The organism is Candidatus Binatia bacterium (assembly GCA_036493895.1).
GTDB lineage: Bacteria > Desulfobacterota > Binatia > UBA1149 > CAITLU01 > DATNBU01.
The window spans coordinates 93,208-109,717 of sequence record DASXOZ010000015.1; the positions used below are offsets into that span (position 1 = coordinate 93,208).

11 protein-coding genes are annotated in these 16,510 nt (G+C 67.5%); 4 read left to right on the forward strand and 7 right to left on the reverse strand.

What is annotated here, in order from left to right; genetic code table 11:
- Nucleotides 1-151: 151 nt before the first annotated feature.
- From pstA to VGK20_03805, 4 genes are all read right to left on the reverse strand, one after another.
- The gene (gene pstA / locus VGK20_03790; protein ID HEY2773157.1) at nucleotides 152-1,909 is read right to left on the reverse strand and encodes a phosphate ABC transporter permease PstA; all 1,758 of its coding nucleotides are present in this window, start codon (nucleotides 1,907-1,909) and stop codon (nucleotides 152-154) included.
- Nucleotides 1,906-4,530: an ABC transporter permease subunit gene (locus tag VGK20_03795; protein HEY2773158.1), complete on the reverse strand. Its 2,625-nt coding sequence runs from the start codon at nucleotides 4,528-4,530 to the stop codon at nucleotides 1,906-1,908. The genes pstA and VGK20_03795 overlap by 4 nt, the downstream gene beginning before the upstream one ends.
- Nucleotides 4,531-4,622: 92 nt before the next feature.
- On the reverse strand, nucleotides 4,623-5,597 hold the full coding sequence (locus VGK20_03800; GenBank protein ID HEY2773159.1) for a phosphate ABC transporter substrate-binding protein: 975 nt from the start codon (nucleotides 5,595-5,597) through the stop codon (nucleotides 4,623-4,625).
- A 44-nt stretch (nucleotides 5,598-5,641) separates the two neighbouring features.
- Nucleotides 5,642-6,910, reverse strand: coding sequence for a porin (locus VGK20_03805; protein ID HEY2773160.1), 1,269 nt, complete (start codon nucleotides 6,908-6,910; stop codon nucleotides 5,642-5,644).
- A 283-nt stretch (nucleotides 6,911-7,193) separates the two neighbouring features.
- Between VGK20_03805 and VGK20_03810 the strand changes: the two genes are divergently transcribed.
- The 3 genes from VGK20_03810 to VGK20_03820 are packed head-to-tail and all read left to right on the forward strand — an operon-like array spanning nucleotide 7,194 to nucleotide 12,786.
- Nucleotides 7,194-10,361 (forward strand): efflux RND transporter permease subunit, encoded by a 3,168-nt coding sequence (locus tag VGK20_03810; protein HEY2773161.1) that lies wholly within the window; start codon nucleotides 7,194-7,196, stop codon nucleotides 10,359-10,361.
- Nucleotides 10,358-11,452, forward strand: a complete 1,095-nt coding sequence (locus VGK20_03815; protein ID HEY2773162.1) for an efflux RND transporter periplasmic adaptor subunit — start codon at nucleotides 10,358-10,360, stop codon at nucleotides 11,450-11,452. The genes VGK20_03810 and VGK20_03815 overlap by 4 nt, the downstream gene beginning before the upstream one ends.
- Nucleotides 11,453-11,454: 2 nt before the next feature.
- Entirely contained in the window at nucleotides 11,455-12,786 is a 1,332-nt protein-coding gene (locus tag VGK20_03820) for a TolC family protein (protein ID HEY2773163.1), read from the forward strand.
- A gap of 73 nt (nucleotides 12,787-12,859) precedes the next feature.
- Here the strand turns inward: VGK20_03820 and VGK20_03825 are convergent, their stop codons facing one another.
- On the reverse strand, nucleotides 12,860-14,632 hold the full coding sequence (locus VGK20_03825) for an ATP-binding protein (protein HEY2773164.1): 1,773 nt from the start codon (nucleotides 14,630-14,632) through the stop codon (nucleotides 12,860-12,862).
- Entirely contained in the window at nucleotides 14,629-15,315 is a 687-nt protein-coding gene (locus tag VGK20_03830; protein HEY2773165.1) for a response regulator transcription factor, read from the reverse strand. Before VGK20_03830 ends, VGK20_03825 begins: the two co-directional genes overlap by 4 nt.
- Nucleotides 15,316-15,488: 173 nt before the next feature.
- On the opposite strand from VGK20_03830, the gene VGK20_03835 reads away from it, so the two are divergent.
- Nucleotides 15,489-16,028 (forward strand): hypothetical protein, encoded by a 540-nt coding sequence (locus tag VGK20_03835; protein HEY2773166.1) that lies wholly within the window; start codon nucleotides 15,489-15,491, stop codon nucleotides 16,026-16,028.
- 63 nt (nucleotides 16,029-16,091) lie between these two features.
- Here the strand turns inward: VGK20_03835 and VGK20_03840 are convergent, their stop codons facing one another.
- On the reverse strand, nucleotides 16,092-16,457 hold the full coding sequence (locus VGK20_03840) for a hypothetical protein (GenBank protein ID HEY2773167.1): 366 nt from the start codon (nucleotides 16,455-16,457) through the stop codon (nucleotides 16,092-16,094).
- Nucleotides 16,458-16,510: the final 53 nt, after the last annotated feature.

Consider the following 16,510-nt stretch of genomic DNA (forward strand, 5'->3'; position numbering starts at 1 on the left):
GGGCGCTCGGCTGCGCTTGGCATCCGGCGCTCGGCTTCGCTCGCGATCGGGCGCTCGGCTTCGCTCGCGATTCGGCAGACGCATGCGTCACCGGACGAGGCGGGCGACGTGCTCGCGACTCCACCACCAAACTGTCCAGCAGCGACAGCCATCAGAACTGGCTCGCGACGAAGCGGCGGCGAAGCCTGGCCCTCAGCCAGATCGTCGCCAGGTTCAATGAGGCAATGAGGACGATCAGCAGCAGCGTCGTCGTGTAGACCATCGGTTTGGCCGCTTCGCTGTTCTGGCTCTGGAAACCGACGTCGTAGATGTGGAAGCCGAGGTGCATGAAGCTCCTCTGCAGGTGCACGAACGGCGCGACGCCGTCGACCGGCAGCTCGGGAGCCAGCTTGACCGCGCCGACGAGCATCAGCGGCGCCACTTCTCCGGCCCCGCGCGCGATCGCCAGGATCATGCCGGTCAGGATTCCCGGCAATGCACGCGGCAGCACGATGCGCCGGATCGTCTGCCACTTGGACGCGCCGCAGGCGTAGGAGCCTTCGCGCATCGAGTTCGGCACCGCCGCCAGCGCTTCTTCGGTCGCGACGATGACCACCGGCAGCGTCAGCAGAGCGAGCGTGAGCGAAGCCCACAGGATGCCGCCCGTGCCGAACGTGGGCGTCGGCAGCTTGTCGGGGAAGAATACCTGGTCGATGCCTGCGCCGACGATGTAACAGAAAAACCCGAGCCCGAAGACGCCGAAGACGATGCTCGGCACTCCGGCCAGGTTGTTGATGGCGATGCGCACCGCGCTGACGACCAGTCCGCCGCGCGCATACTCGCGCAGGTACAGCGCCGCGAGCACGCCGAACGGCGTCACGAGCAGCGACATCAGCAGCGTCATCGCGACGGTGCCGAAAATCGCGGGAAATACGCCGCCTTCACTGTTGGCTTCGCGCGGGACGTCGGTGAGGAACTCCCACCAGCGCGACGCGTAGACGCCGATGCGCGAGAGCCCCGTCAACTGGTTGGCCGGATAGGCGCGCACGATCGTCGCGAGCGCGAGCTTCTGTTCCTTGCCGTCGCCGGTGCGCAGAACCAGCGCATACCGCGCGCTCTCGGCATTGAGAGCCGCGATCTTCGCATGGATGTCGGCGAACTCGGACGAGGTCTTCTCCTCGAGCGCGGTCGAGGCTGCGGCCGCGGCGTCGTGCTCCGGCGAGCGGCGTCCGTAGCGGCGGTCGACGCTGCGCACCGCCAGTCGCGACTGCTCGAGGTCGCGGTTGAGGCGTCCGATCTCGTCCACTTCGAGCGTGCGTCGCTGCTGCCAGCGCGCAGCCGCCTCCGAAGTCGCCGGCGCGAGCTTCGCGAGGATCTCCCCGGGCGTCGTCGCGACGACGTTGCCGTCGACCGTGAACGAGGCCAGCTCGCCGTAGAAGCGACCCCACTCGCGCCTCTCGACGACCATTGCCCACGCCGGAGCCTGCTCGGAAGTCACGGCGAAATCGTCGATCCAGCGGAAATGCTCGCCGGTAAGCTCGAAATTGCCGATGCGCACGAGGCGGCGCGTTGCACGGCCTCCCGTTGCGGCAACCTGCGCACGCGCCTTGTCGCGAATGCCGTCAGGCAGCGCAGCGAAGATCGCATCGTCGGGAACGTAGCTGTCGATGCGCGTCACTTCGCCCATCGAGACCTTGCCGTCGGCGGTCTCGATCCTCGTCACCGGCACCGGCCAGAACGTGTCGAGGCCCTGCGCGAACACGAGGACGAGCAGCCCGAAAATCATCATCAGCGAGATCGCCAGGCCGCCGGACGTGAGCCACAGCAGCGGCTCGCCGAACGCGCGAAGAGTCGTCGCGCCGCCTGTACGGCGTCGACGCGGCGTCGTGGCGGCGCCGCCAGCGTAACCGCTTCCGGCAGCCAGGCTCATAGCTGGCTCGCCCGGTGGCGGAAGCGCAGCCTCACGAGCTCGGCCGCGGTATTGAGCACGAATGTCATCAGGAACAGCGCGAGCGCCGCGAGGAACAGCGTGCGGTAGTGCGTGCCGCCCCGCACCGCTTCGGGAAGCTCGACGGCGATGTTGGCCGACAGCGTGCGGAAGCCGTTGAAGACGTTCCAGTCGAGCACCGGCGTGTTGCCGGCCGCCATCAGCACGATCATCGTCTCGCCGACCGCGCGTCCGAGCCCGATCATCATCGCCGAGAACAGGCCGCTCATCGCGGTTGGAATTACGATGCGCATGGTGGTCTGCCATGGCGTCGCGCCGAGGGCGAGGGATCCCGCGCGCAGGTTTTCCGGAATGCTCGAAAGGGCGTCCTCGGCGATCGTGTAGATGATCGGGATGATCGCGAACGCCATCACGAAGCCGACCACCAGCGCGTTGCGCTGCACGTAGGTGCCGAGGAGCAAGCCGCGAAGGTCGAAGCCGGCCGCGGCGAGCATCGACGCGCTGACAAGTGCGAGCACGACGGCGGCAACGGCGCCGGCGACGAACGAAAGGAGCGAACGCAGCGGCGCCGAGCCGTGGCCGACCAGTACGCGCGGCTCCAGTCGCGCCGCTGCGAAGCTCGTCAGCAGCACGCTGACCGGCAGCGTGATCAACAGGAAGCCTCCGGTTGCACTTCCGGAGCCACCGTCGAGCCAGCGGTGCACGTCGCCGTCGAACAGTGCCCTCTCGACCAGCGGCGCGGCGAACGTCGAAGCCGAAACACCGGCAAAGATCGCCGAGGCCGCCAGCAGCAGCCGGCTGCCCTGCAAACTGGAGCGGCGGCCGCCCGGCAAGAACTGCCAGAACTGGGCCGCGCCCACGAGCACGAACGGGATCACGAAAATGCCCGTCAGAACTTCCGTCACGCAGCGCTCGATGACCGGTGCCAGCACCAGCGCCGCGAGGAATCCGAGCACGACGCTCGGCAGGCTCGCCATCATCTCGATCGTCGGCTTGACGGCCGCCTTGACCTCGGGCCTCAGGAACTCGCTCGTGTAGATCGCCGCCATCAGTGCGATCGGCATGCCGAACATCATCGAGTAGAACGTCGCCTTGATGGTGCCGAATACCAGCGGCAACAGGCCGAACTTCGGCTCGAAGTCGTCGGTGCCGCTCGAGGACTGCCAGACGTGCGCAGGAACCGGGTAACCTTCGTAGAAGATTTTTCCGAACAGCGAGTGCACCGAAACTTCGGGATGCGGAGCGTCGAGCGCGAACGAGTCGAGCGCGCCGTCCCATGCAAGCACCTGCGAATCGTCGGCAGCGATGGCCAGCGTGGAGATCGCGCGGCCGTGGCCCGTGTCGCTCGTCGCAACGATGCGGTCGCTCGTCACGTGCGTGACGCGAAGGGTGCCGTCGGCGTAGCCGACCGCCGCGAGCCTGGTGCGCGGTGACGGAGCCAGCGCAGTAACGGCGGCGCTGCCGCGCGCCAGCTCGTGCGCGAGAATGAAGTGGGCGCCGTCGCCGGTGATCATCTGCGGGGCCGGAATGCGGAACCACGCGTGCAGGCCGCCGGCGCTGTCACCGACGAGCAGGGTGTTCTTGCCGTTGAGGAACCCGACCGCGGTGACTTTGGCGGATACGGCGGCCTCGGCCGCGGCGGCAGTGCCCGCAATCGGCAGCAGGTCGAGCTCTTCGGCGACCTTGAGATGCGTCAGGTTGCGCGCGTCCACGCGCACGGCGTGGCCGTCCTCCCACACTGCCAGTGCATTGTCGCCGAGCCCGCGCAGCATCACCCAGCGCGGCAGGCCGCGCGAGGCCACCGCGTCGAGTTTGAGGAAACCCGACTCGGCGGAAGTTTCGTTCGCCCCCGTCATGAAGTTTTCGGACGTGGTGACATGGCTGACGCGCAGCGTTCCGGCATCATCGACCGACGCGAATGCCGGGCCGTTCGATGTGATCGAAAGGTCGATCGCGCGGATTGCGGTGCCGCTCGTCACCGTAACCGGATCATCCGCGGTGTACGCGACGCTGCGCAGCGCGAACTGGTCCGCGCTGACCCGCTCGGTGACCTTGCCTTCGAAGAGAAAACGCTCGCCGGTCGCGCGAGAGCGCAGCTCGGCGGGCATCGCGTCTGCGTCGCGGTACTCGTTGGCGCCCGCGATGTGCACGAAGCGGGCGGTTCCGTCGGCAAATGCGAACAGCGCCTGGGACGAACGCACGGGAAAGGAATACGCGGTCGGAGCCTGGTCGAAGAGCTTCTGCTCGCCGAGGCGCGAGCCGTCGCCGGCGGCCAGCGTGACGAATCCGTTGCCGCTCCACGTCCACAGCGTCGAAAGCGTGTCGTCGAGGCCGGCGGCCAGCACCGGATCGGGTCCGGACGCCAGCAGCTTCGGGGACGACAGCGACTCGGGCCTCAGCAACGGCCATACGACCCACACGAGAAAAAGGAAGACGGTGGAGATCGCGACGATGGTGCCGATGCCGCCGATGCGGATGACGTTGCGCGCGATGCGGTCGATCCACTTGACCGAGGCGCGCGTCGTGCGCCTGCGCCGAGTCCTCGCCGTGCGCGTGGCCGGCGCGGCGCCTGCGGCAAAATCAGGAGGATTGGCTGTTGCCATGCTTTCCGGAAACCTGCGGGGTCAGTCACCGCAAAGGTGCCTGACCCCGCTTTCGGCGGCCAACCGGGCCGTCTGTTTTTCGTCGGCCGGCGTCAGTGCAGGTCCGCAGCCTTCAGCTGCTGGTCCCTCAGCGTGGCGGTGAGCGGGTAGTAGCCGTCCTTGATGACGACTTCCTGGCCCTGCTTGCTCAGCACGTACTTGAGGAACTCGCCGCGAAGAGGATCGAGCGCTTCCCCGGGCTTCTTGTTCAGCGTGATGAAAAGGAAACGCGCAAGCGGGTATTTTCCGCTGTACGCGTTCTCCAGCGTCGCCTCGACCGCCGGAGAATCGGCCGACTTCGTCAGCGGCACGGCCTTGACGTCGGCCGTCTTGTAACCAATGCCGCTGTAGCCGATGCCGTACTTGTCGCTGGCGACGGCCTGCACCACGGTGGCGCTTCCCGGCTGCTCCTTGACGGTGTCCTTGAAGTCGCCCTTGGAGAGCGCGTGCTCCTTGAAGAAGCCGTAGGTGCCCGACGCCGAGTTGCGGCCGTAGAGGCTGATCGGCTTGTCTTTCCATTCGCCGGTAAGTCCGAGGTCGCCCCACGTGACGATGTCCTTGCCGCCGGAGGCATGCGTCTTCGAGAAGACGCCGTCGATCTGCTCGAACGTCAGGCTCTTGATCGGGTTGTCCTTGTTGACGAAGACCGCGAGCGAATCGATGCTGGTGGCCACCACGGTCGGCGCGTAGCCGAACGCGGTGCGGAACGCCGCAATCTCCTCGTCCTTCATCGGCCGGCTCATCGGGCCGAACTGGGCGCTGCCGGCCACCAGCGCCGGCGGCGCCGTCGACGAGCCCTTGCCCTCGATCTCGATCTGGACGTTCGGGTACAGGGTCTTGAAGCCCTCCGCCCACAGCGTCATCTCGTTGTTCATCGTGTCGGAGCCGACGCTCTTGATCGTGCCGGACACGCCCTTGGTGGCCGTGTACTCGGCGATCTTCGGGTCGACCTTGACGTCGTCGGCCAGGGCCGGCATCGCGAACGCCACCAGGGTGGCGCTCGCGATCAGGGAAGAAATGACTTTCATGGATTGTCCTCCAGCGTTGCGTGTCTGCGTTTTCGTCGCAGGGTTCACCAGGACACGCGCAGGCCGGACGTCACGCCCCAGCCGCCGTACTTGCCGCCGTCGTGGGCCTTGTCGTCCATCGCGGTGTACTGGATGCCGTTCTGCCATTTGAGCTTGTGGCCGTAGAAGTACTTGTTGATGCCGGCGTAGATCTCGTTGTACTCGTTGCCGGTCTTGCCGATGGTGCGCGCCGCCGCCTCCTGGTTGATGATCACGTTCTCGTAGCGCGCGAACTTGATCCCGTTCGGGTCGTCGCTGTGGATGAACGTGTAGCGCAGCACGCCCTGCCACGTGTCGCAGAACTTCACGCTCGGCTGGAGCTGCAGGCCTTCCATGTTGGACTGGCCGGCCGCGCCGCGGCTGAACGACACGTCCTCCATGAAGCCCCAGCGGCCCATCTCGCCCTGGAAGTTGAGTGAGCCGACGTCACGGTTCTTGTTCGTGAAGTTGTTGAGGTTCGAGTTTTTGTAGGCGAAGTCGACGTCGTTGTCCTGGTGCATGTAGTCGAGGCGCAGCAGCGCCTTGTCGACGCCCACCAGGCTCGCGAAGTTATAGCCCCCGCTCAGGATCCCGAAGCTGCCGGCGTTGAACTTGCCGAATTCACGCGTCGTCACGCCGGCCGAGAACCAGCCGGCATAGTACTGCCAGTTCTGGTAGTCGCCGCTGGCGGTGACGCCCGGGATGTACTCCTCGGTGAACCAGAAGTTGTTGGCCAGGTTGCTGCGGTCGATGGTCACGAGCTGCGTCGAGCTGATCGAGCCGTCGAGCGTGAACTTGGCGCTCTGCTTGCCCACCGTGATGTTCAGCCACTTGTAGGGCATGTACTTGACGTAGGCGTCGGTGAACTTGTTGTAGGTCTGCCCGTGCGGCTCGAGGTTGAGGTCCACCTCGGTGTGCACTTCGATCTGGTTGCCGAACAGGAGCGACTGGAAGCCGATGCGGGTGCGCCGGTCGACGAAGTCCTCTTCGGAGTCTTTCTGCGACTGGTCGAAGGTCTGGTCGGCGCGGAAGTAGTAGACGTCGAGCTGCTCGCGCCCGACGATCTTGAAATTCTCGATCCAGGGATTTTCCTTGTTGTTGTAGAGCGTCGCGTAGCTCCAGATCTTGTCGTAAATCGACTGTTCGGAGGGGGGCGGAGTGGGAGGGGTCGGGGTCGCTACGGCAGGCTGGTCGGGCGTCGTCGAATCGGCGGCAAAGGCGGGGGCCGATGCGAGAAGAAGGCCAGCCGCGACGAGCCCTGACGCGGCTGCAGCCCTCCTGATCTGCTTAACCATGAATTGTCTCCTTTTTTGTTCATCCGGGAATTGGTGTTCCCCCAAATTCCCGATGAAGAACCTGCATCGATGCCGTTAAGTGTCTGTGTGAGGAATGTTAGCAATCCGTTAGGGGGCGCGGCGGCAGCCGCGAACGCACAGGTACTGGCGTGATTTTCGCCAAATGCGGGCCCGGTCGTCCGGGCATCCGGTCGGCAACCCAAGGACGCGGGATCGCCGGGCGTTGATCATTGGACGGCCCGCGGGGATCTGGCATACCGGAACCCAACCTGGCCCCTCGTCGATGAATCTGACCCGATTCGCGCTTCGCCGCCCGCTGACGATTCTCGCGATCGTCCTCGCCGTCGTCGGAAGCGCGGCGTTCGCGCTGGTCGGGATGCCGCGCGACGTCTTTCCTCCCCTCGGGGTGCCCACCATCTACGTCGCCCAGCCGTACGGCGGGATGGACCCTGCCCAGATGGAAGGCTCGCTGACGTACTTCTACGAGTACCACTTCCTCTACATCACCGGGATCGAGCACGTGGAGTCGAAGTCGATCCAGGGCGCCGCGCTGATGAAGCTGCAGTTCCACCCGGGGACCGACATGTCGCAGGCGATGTCGGAGACGGTCGCCTATGTGAACCGCGCGCGCGCGTTCATGCCTCCGGGGACCGTGCCGCCGTTCGTCATGCGCTTCGACGCAGGCAGCGTTCCGGTCGGCTACCTCGTGTTCTCGAGCGACAACCCGGGGCGAACGCTCGGGCAGATGCAGGACGCTGCGCTGAACATCGTCCGGCCCATGTTCGCGACGCTGCCCGGGGTGTCCGCGCCGCCGCCGTTCGGCGGAAGCGCGCGTACCGTCGTCGTCAACGTCGACCCGGACCGCCTGCACGCCTACGACCTGTCGCCGGAGGACATCGTCACGGCGATCACCCGTGCAAACGTGGTCAGCCCGTCGGGCAATGTCGCGATCGGCGACAGCTACCCGATCGTTCCGGTCAATGCCGTGGTGCGAAACATCCACGACCTGGACGCACTGCCGGTCCGGACGGTGGCCGGCAGGGCCGTCTACCTTCGCGACGTCGCCACCGTCGCCGACTCGACCGACATCGTCACGTCGTACGCGCTGGCCAACGGGCACCGCACCGTCTACATCCCGGTCACCAAGCGGGCGGATGCGTCCACGCTGTCGGTCGTCGACCTCGTCAAAGGCGCCATTCCCCGCTTCCAGGCGGCGCTGCCCGACGATGTCCGCGTCAGCTACGAGTTCGACCAGTCTCCCGTCGTTCGCGGCGCGATCGGTGACCTCACGCGCGAGGGCCTGCTCGGCGCCGTGCTCACCGGCGTGGCGATCCTCGTGTTCCTCAGCGACTGGGCGAGCGCCCTCGTCGTCGTCGTCAACATCCCGCTGGCCCTGCTGGCGTCCTGTTTCGGCCTGGCCGCCTGCGGGCAGAGCATCAACCTGATGACGCTCGGGGGGCTCGCGCTTTCGGTCGGAATCCTCGTCGACGAGGCGACCGTCACGATCGAGAACATCCATGCCCACCTGGACCGGGGAGCGGCGACGGCGCGCGCGGCCCTGGACGCGACGGCCGAGACCGTGCTTCCGCGCCTGCTGGCGATGCTCTGCATCGTCGCGGTGTTCCTTCCGGCGTTCTTCATGACGGGCGCAGCGCGCGCGCTGTTCGTGCCGATGGCGCTGGCCGTCGCGTTCTCGATGGTCGCGTCCTACCTGCTTTCGAGCACGCTGGTGCCGGTCCTCGCCGTATGGCTGCTGTCGTCAACGCACGCGGCGCGGGCCAGCGACCAGCCGTGGTTTCATCGGCTCCAGCAACGCTTCGTCGCAGTGCTGTCCCGGCTGCTCGGACGCCCCGCACTGACGGCGGGCGTGTATCTTGCCGCCGCTTTCGCCGTGGCCGTCCTGGTCGGCTCCAGTCTCGGCAGCGAAATCTTTCCGCCGGCCGACGTCGGACAGCTCGCGATCCGCTTTCGCGCGCCGTCGGGTACCCGTGTGGAGCGCACCGAGGAGATCGCGAAAAAGGTGCTCGACCTCATCGCTTCGACCGCCGGTGCCGGCAACGTGCGCCTGTCGATCGGGCTGGTCGGTGTCCACTCCGCCAACTATCCGGTCAATCTGATCCACCTGTGGAACGCGGGACCCGAGGAAGGGTGGCTCGCAGTGCAGTTCGCCGACGGATTCGCGACCTGGCCCCTCCAGGAAAAACTGCGCTCCGTCTTCGCCGAGGAGCTGCCGGCCGTCAGCTTCTCGTTCGAGCCGAGCGACATCGTCAGCCGCGTGATGAGCTTCGGTGCGAACACCCCCGTCGAAATCGCCGTCAGCGGCCCCGATCTGGACGTCGACAAGGCTTTCGCAGGCAGGATTCGCGACGGCCTGGCCTCGGTGTCATCGCTTCGCGACGTCCACTTCGCCCAGGCCCTCGACTACCCGACGATCGAAGTGCAGGTCGACCGCGAGAGAGCCGGCCTCCTCGGAGTCCACATCGACGAAGTCACGCGCTCGCTGGTCGCGGCGACCGCGTCGAGCCGTTTCACCGTCGCCAACTTCTGGTCAGATCCTGCCTCTGGCGTCAGCTACAACATCCAGGTCCAGGTACCGCAGAGCCGGACTACGTCGATGGAAGACCTGCGCAACATCCCGGTCGGTCGTATAGGCGACGTCCAGACCCTGCTGCGCAGCGTGGCCGACGTGCATCCGTCCGCTGCCGTGGAAACCTACGAGCGCTACAACATGGTGAGAACGATCAGCCTGACGGCGAACATCGAAGGTGCCGACCTCGGCTCCGTCTCCCGCCAGCTTGCGGGCGTGCTTTCCGGCGCGGGCGCCCCTCCACCGAAGACGACGGTGACGCTTCGCGGCCAGGCGCCGATCCTCGACGAGCTTTCGCGCGCGTTCGCGCTCGGCCTGGCGGCAGCGACGGTGGCGATCCTGCTCGTGCTCGGCGCGAACTTCCAGTCCTTCCTCTCGGCTCTCGTCGTGCTGGCAGCAGTGCCGGCGGCGCTGGCCGGCGTCGCCGTCGCGCTGAAAGTGACCGGGGGCACGCTCAACATCGAATCGGCCGTCGGTGCGATCATGTCGGTCGGAGTTGCCGTTGCCAACGCGATCCTGCTCGTCACGTTCGCAGAGAGGAACCGTCGCAAGAACGGAGACTCGCGCATGGCGGCGCAGGAAGCCGCGCGCGACCGGCTGCGTCCGATCCTGATGACGAGCCTGGCAATGTCGGCCGGAATGCTGCCGATGGCGTTCGGCATTGGCCAGGGCGGCGCGCAGTCGGCCGCCCTCGGTCGCGCCGTGCTCGGCGGCCTGCTGCTGGCGACCCTCTCGACGTTGTTCGCGGTGCCCTGCGTCTTCGCCGTCGTTCGCCGCGGCGCTGCGACGACGTCGCCATCACTGGATCCCGACGACCCAGAAAGCACCCACTTCGACAGCGCCGCTGCAAAGGAGGCGCGATGATCGCGCGGCAGGCTCGCGCCCGCATCGCTCTGGCGGCAACCGGCATCGCCGTCTGGGCGCTCGCGGGTGGCTGCGGTCGCGGGACGACGGGCGCAGCGACTGCGCAGGGGGCCGCCGTCGCCTCGGTGCAGGTCGTCTCGCCGTCGCGCGGCCCGGTCACGCGAAGCATCACGCTTCCCGGCGAGCTCGCGGCATGGCAGCAGGTGACGCTGCACGCGAAGATCGCAGGCTACGTAAAGACCATCTCCGTCGATCGCGGCGACCGTGTCACCACCGACCAGGTGCTCGTCGACCTCGAAGCTCCCGAGCTGGTCGCCGACGTCGCCAAGGCCAAAGCCGACCTGACCCTGGCCACGACGCTCTCGTCGCGAGTCGATCGCGCCCACGAAAAAGCTCCCGACCTCGTCGTCGCAGAGAACGTCGACAAAGCCACAGCCGAACGCCAGGTGGCCACCGCGACGCTGGCCCGTGCCGAAACGCTGCTCGGGTTCGCGACCATTCGTGCTCCGTTCGACGGAGTCGTCACCGAGCGCTTCGTCGACGTCGGCGCTTTCGTTCCCGCCGCGACGGCGGCAGCGGCGGCCTCGACTGCGGCGCTCGTGACGATCGTGGACCTCGGCCGCATCCGTGTGGAGATTGCCGTGCCCGAAACCGAAGCGTCGTGGGTGCAGCCGGGGACGCCGACCTCGATACGCGTCGACGAAGTGCCCGGCGATCCGATCAATCAGCCGGTTACCCGCATCAGCTGGGCCCTGGACCGCGACACCAGGACGATGACCGCCGAGGTCGACGTCGACAATCCCCGCCAGGCGCTCCGGCCCGGCATGCTCGCGCACGTCACGCTGGGCGTGCAGACGCACGAGAACGCACTGCTCGTGCCTGCGGCCGCAGTCGTCACCGAGAAGGCGGGCACGTTCGCTTTCGTCGTCGGCGACGGAAACCGGGTTCGCAAGACGGCGGTCCGCACGGGGTTCGCCGACGATCGCCGCGTCGAAATCGCCGGCGGGATCGACGAGTCGGTGCGGCTGGCGATTTCCGGCAAGCCACCTCTTTCCGACGGACAGGTCGTACAGGCGGCAGAATCGAAGTGACGATGCGCCCTTCGATCATCTTTTGCGGCGCATTCGCCCTCCTCAGCCTGATCCTGGCGAGCGAAGTTCCCGTCCGCGCCGAGGAAGCTCCGAAGCTGCTGGACCTGCCGACGGTGCTGCGGCTGGCCGGAGCCCGCAGCATCGACGTCGAGATCGCGCGCGCGGAACAAAGGATCGCCGAAGCGGAGGTTTCGCGCGTGCACACGCGCTTCTTCCCGTGGCTGACCACCGGCGCGAGCTACCGCCGGCACGACGGCTCGCTGGCCGACGTCCAGGGCGACATCCTGCCGGACGTGGACAAGCAGCAGTGGGACGCCGGCGGCATCGTCCACGCCCAGGTCGATCTCGGCGACGCGCTGTTCGCGTCGCGGGCGGCGCGCCGCACCGCCGATGCGGCCGGCCACGCGCTCGACGCCGAGAGGCAGGACGCACTGCTTACGGCCGCGCTCGAATACTTCGACCTGCTCGCCGCCGCCGCGCGCATCGAAGTCTTCACCGAAGCCGAGCGCATCTCGGCGGACTATGAAACGCAGGTCTCGCGCGCCGTGGACGTCGGGCTATCGTCGCGCAGCGAGCAGCTTCGCGCCAGGGTCGAAACCGAGAAGAACCGCCTGGAGGTCGAGCGCGCCCAGGAACAGGGCCAGGCCGCTTCCGCACGGCTGGCCGAAACGCTGCGTCTCGGTGCAACGCCACTGGTCGCCCAGCGCGCCGACCTCGCGCCGGTCTCGCTCGTCGCCGCCGACAAGCCGGTCGACGCGCTGGTGGCAACCGCGCTTGCCGGCCGGGCCGAAATCGGCAGGAGCGAGGCCCTCGTCGCGGCCGCGCGGGAAGCGAAGAACGGCGCCGTCTACGGACCGCTGATCCCATCGATCGGAGGGGAGATCGGTTTCGGCGGCACCGGCGGCGGGCCCGACAGCGGCAACCATTCGAGCGGCGGATACAGCGATTACCTCGCGGGCCTGCACTGGCGCCTCGGCCCGGGCGGGCTTCTCGACTGGTCGCGCATCGATTCCGCCGCGGCAGAGCTCCACCGCTCCGAGCTCGAAGAAGAGCGGCTGCGCGACCGCATCACTCGTGAGGTCGTCGAGGGCCACGCCCGCAGCGTCGTGCTGGCCCGTCGACTGGAGACGAGCAAGGGAGCGCTCGAGACGGCCAGGCAGAGCCTCTCGCTGTCGCGCCAGCGGCGCGAGTTCGGCGTCGACGTCGTCCTCGAGAACATCCAGGCCGAGCAGGAACAGACTCGGGCCAATGCCGACTATCTTTTGACCGTGATCGACTGGAATCGCGTCCAGTACTCGCTGTTGAGGGCGCTCGGCGGCTCTCCTCCGCCGTGACCGCTGGATCCGTGCGGTAGCGATGGACCCTCTCCGCGATGTCTCGTCGGCGACCGAGGACACGCGGCGCTCGTCACGCCACAGGGAACTTCAGCGTGAACATGCTGCCGCTGCCGGGCCTGCTCTGGACTTCGACGCTCCCGCCCTGGGCCTGGACGATGTGCTTGACGATCGCCAGCCCGAGCCCGGTGCCTCCGAGGGAGCGGCTGCGCGCCTTGTCGACGCGGTAGAAGCGCTCGAACAGGCGCGGCAGGTGCTCCGCGTCGATTCCGGCACCGTGGTCGCGCACGCGCAGCAGCGCCGAGCCGTCGTCGGCGGCGGCCTCTACCTCGATGAGGCTGCCTTCGTCCGAATACTTGATCGCGTTGTCGATCAGGTTGACGAGCGCCTGCTCGACCAGCGCGCCGTTGATGCGCGCCTGGACGCTGTGGTCGCAGCGAACCTCGACGTGCACGCCCTTGAGGTCGGCCTTGGCACGGCAGACGTCGACGGCGCCGCGCACGACGGAGTCCAGGCTGGTCGGGCTCCTCTCGATCATCTGGTTTTCCGACTCCTGGTCGATGCGCGACAGCACGAGCAGGTCCTCGATGATCGCGCCGAGGCGGTCGGCCTGGCGCGAAGCGATCTCGAGGAACCGCTTGGCGTTGCCCGCGTCGTTCATCGCGCCGGCGAGCAGGGTATCGAGAAAACCCTTGATCGACGTGACCGGGGTCTTCAGCTCGTGAGAGACGTTGGCGACGAAGTCGCGACGCACGGTTTCCAGGCGGCGAAGCTGGGTGACGTCGTGGAGCACGATCACCGCGCCGATGCGGCGGCCGCCCGCGTCGCGCACCGGGGCGCCGTGGGCCTGGATGAAGCGCGACTGGTCGCCGCGCAGCGCCACGTCGCGCTCGACGACGGTGTCGGCGCGCAGCGCCTCGGCGACGACACGCTGAAGGTCGGGACTGCGCGCCACCTCGTGGATCGTGCGGCCCACGGCCGTGCGCATGTCGATCTCGAGCAGGCGGGCACCCGCCGCGTTGAGCGCCATGACGCGCTCGCGCACGTCGATCGCGAGCACGCCTTCGACCATGCTCGACAGCACCGCTTCCTGCTCGTTGCGCTCGGCGACCAAGGAGGCGATGCGGCTGTCCAGCTCGGCGCCCATGCGACGGATCGCCTCGCCTACCCGACGGATCTCGGCAGGTGCTTCGGGTAACGCCGAAGCCTGGCCGCCACCTGCGTGGTTGCCGGCAAGACTCTCCAGGGTAGTAAGCGGAATCGCCAGGCTGCGGATGATCCAGAACACGAACGCCGCCATCGCCAGCGCAACTGTCGCGGCGACAAGCAGAAGGCGGTGCTGCAGGCTCGAGTTGGCGGCATCCACCGCGTCGAGCGCGATGCCGGTGCGCACGACGCCGACGAGCTTGCCGTCGCGGCGCACTGCGCGCGCCCAGTACATCATTTCAGTGGAAAGCGTGTCGCTGTGGCGCACCGACGTCCCCGTGCCCTCGGCGATGGCGGCGACGACTTCGGGACGCTGCGAGTGGTTGTCCATCACCGCCGGGTCGTCGTCGGACTCGCCGAGGATGTTCCCGTCCGGCGCGATCAGCGTTACGCGCAGCGACGCGCTCTTGCCGAGCTGCTTGACGACGGGATCGAGCGCCTGGCGGTTTGCGCCGGCGAGGCGGTCACCGACGACGTCCTCGACAAGGGCGGCGCCGGAGGCGAGCCTGGCGCGGACGTCTGCCGCGTGCGTCGCGATCGTCAGCGACGAGGCCTCCCAGCAGATGAAGGCAAGGCCCGCTGCCACCAGCGCGCACAGCGGCAGGGCCACCTGCCAGGCCAGAGGCGAGCGGCCCATCATTCCCTGAATCGATATCCGACTCCGCGGACTGTTTCGATCAGGCCGCCGAAGCCGCCGAGCTTGCGCCGCAGCGCGACGATCTGGACGTCGACGGCGCGCTCGGTGACCGGGTAGTTCTCGCCGCGGATCCCGTCGACGATCTGGTAGCGCGTGAACACCCAGCCCGGCCGCCTCGCCAGGAAGTGCAGGATGCGGAACTCCGTATTGGTGAGCGCGACCTCGTTGCCGTCGGCGCGCACTTCGTGGCGACCGGGGTGGATCTCGATCTCGTGGACTCGCAGCGGCTCTTCTTCGGCCGGAAGGCTGGTGGTGCGGCGCCGCAGCACCGCGTGCACCCGCGCAAGCAGCACCTTGATGCCGAAAGGCTTGGTCACGTAGTCGGCCGCCCCCAGCTCGAGGCCGGCGACGACGTCGGTCTCCTCCCCCCGGGCGGTGACCATGATGATCGGAATCTGGGCAGTGGTGCGGTCGGACTTGAGGGCGCGACAGACTTCGAGTCCATTCATGCCCGGCAGCATGAGATCGAGAAGGAGAAGGTCCGGCTGGCTGCGCCTGGCCGCTTCGAGGCCTTTCTCTCCGGTAGAGGCTACCTGGACTTGGAACTTCTCGGCTTCGAGGTTGTAACGGATCAACTCTGCGATGTCGTCTTCATCTTCGACGACAACAATCGTCTCTCTTGACATATGCGATTCTTGTCTCACACAAGAAGAAGCTTGCAAAGGATTCACAGAAGTCTTTTGTGTGAGTTTTCGGTTAGATGGAACAGGCCGTCCCCACCGCGCGGAGCGCAGTTCGCACCCGCGCGCGGTCGGTTCTAACATCGTTCTCACGTTTTCGGACGACGGAGGTTCGCGCAATGAACGCTTGGCACCATCGCATGCTCCCGGTCGCCCTGCTCGCCGCGGCGCTCGCAGTGCGAGCCCTGCCGGCATCGGCCTGCGACGACGAGGCGAACGCGTGCAGCTGCGGGGCGGCCCACGCCGCCGCCGCAACGGCCCAGCCGGTCGCCGATCACCATGACATGGCTGCCGGTTGCGGCGGGGACCCCGATCATCCGGGCTCCTGCCAGTGTGCCGGTGCGAGCGCTGCCAGCGACAAGCCGCAGGCGGGCGCCGCGGCAGCCGCGCCGAATGCGGACGCGAAGGCGGCGAGCGACGCCGCCAAGGGCCAGGCACATCAGGTCGCGGTGGTCGATCCGGCTACCGGCCAGCTTACCGAGCCTGCCAGCGGCGAAGAGCCTGCCGGCAGCGCACCCGCGCGCGCGGCCGCTGCAAGACCGGAGCAGGTCGCGCAGCCGGGCGGCGGCGTGATGGCGGGGTTTCCCGCGGACCGCGCAGCGAGCGCGGAAGCGACGATCGATTCGAGCGGCGCAGCCCACACGGACTGCGGGCACTGAAGGCCGACCTCCGCCCGTACGCGCTCGCAAGGCTGCAGCGGTCGTGCGACCGACGCAGCAAACTCAGTAGATGATCTTGCCTCCCGTGACTTCCTGCGGAGTCACGATGCGATTGGCAGACTGACGGCGCAGCTCACGCGCTTCCTCGATCATTCGGTCGAGGCCGGCCTGGATCGCGGCGGGGAACTTCTCGATCGCTTCGGCCAGCGTCTTCGCCTCGACCGGTGCGTGAACCGGCACGAGGCCCTGCGGCGTCAGGATCTGCGTTTCCACCGAGAACATCGTCGGGCGGCCGGGATCGTCGCTGCCGTCGGCGCGCACCGGCGTCAGGCGACGCACGGTAGCGACGCGCAGATCCGAGAAGACCTCCTCCCGATAGAGATTGTCGGCATCGACCTTGAGGTCATCGAGCTTGATGGTATCGGCCACGGGTCTGCTCTCCTTCTTGCGCTTCGCGCTTGCGCGCTCGCCAACTTGCGCTT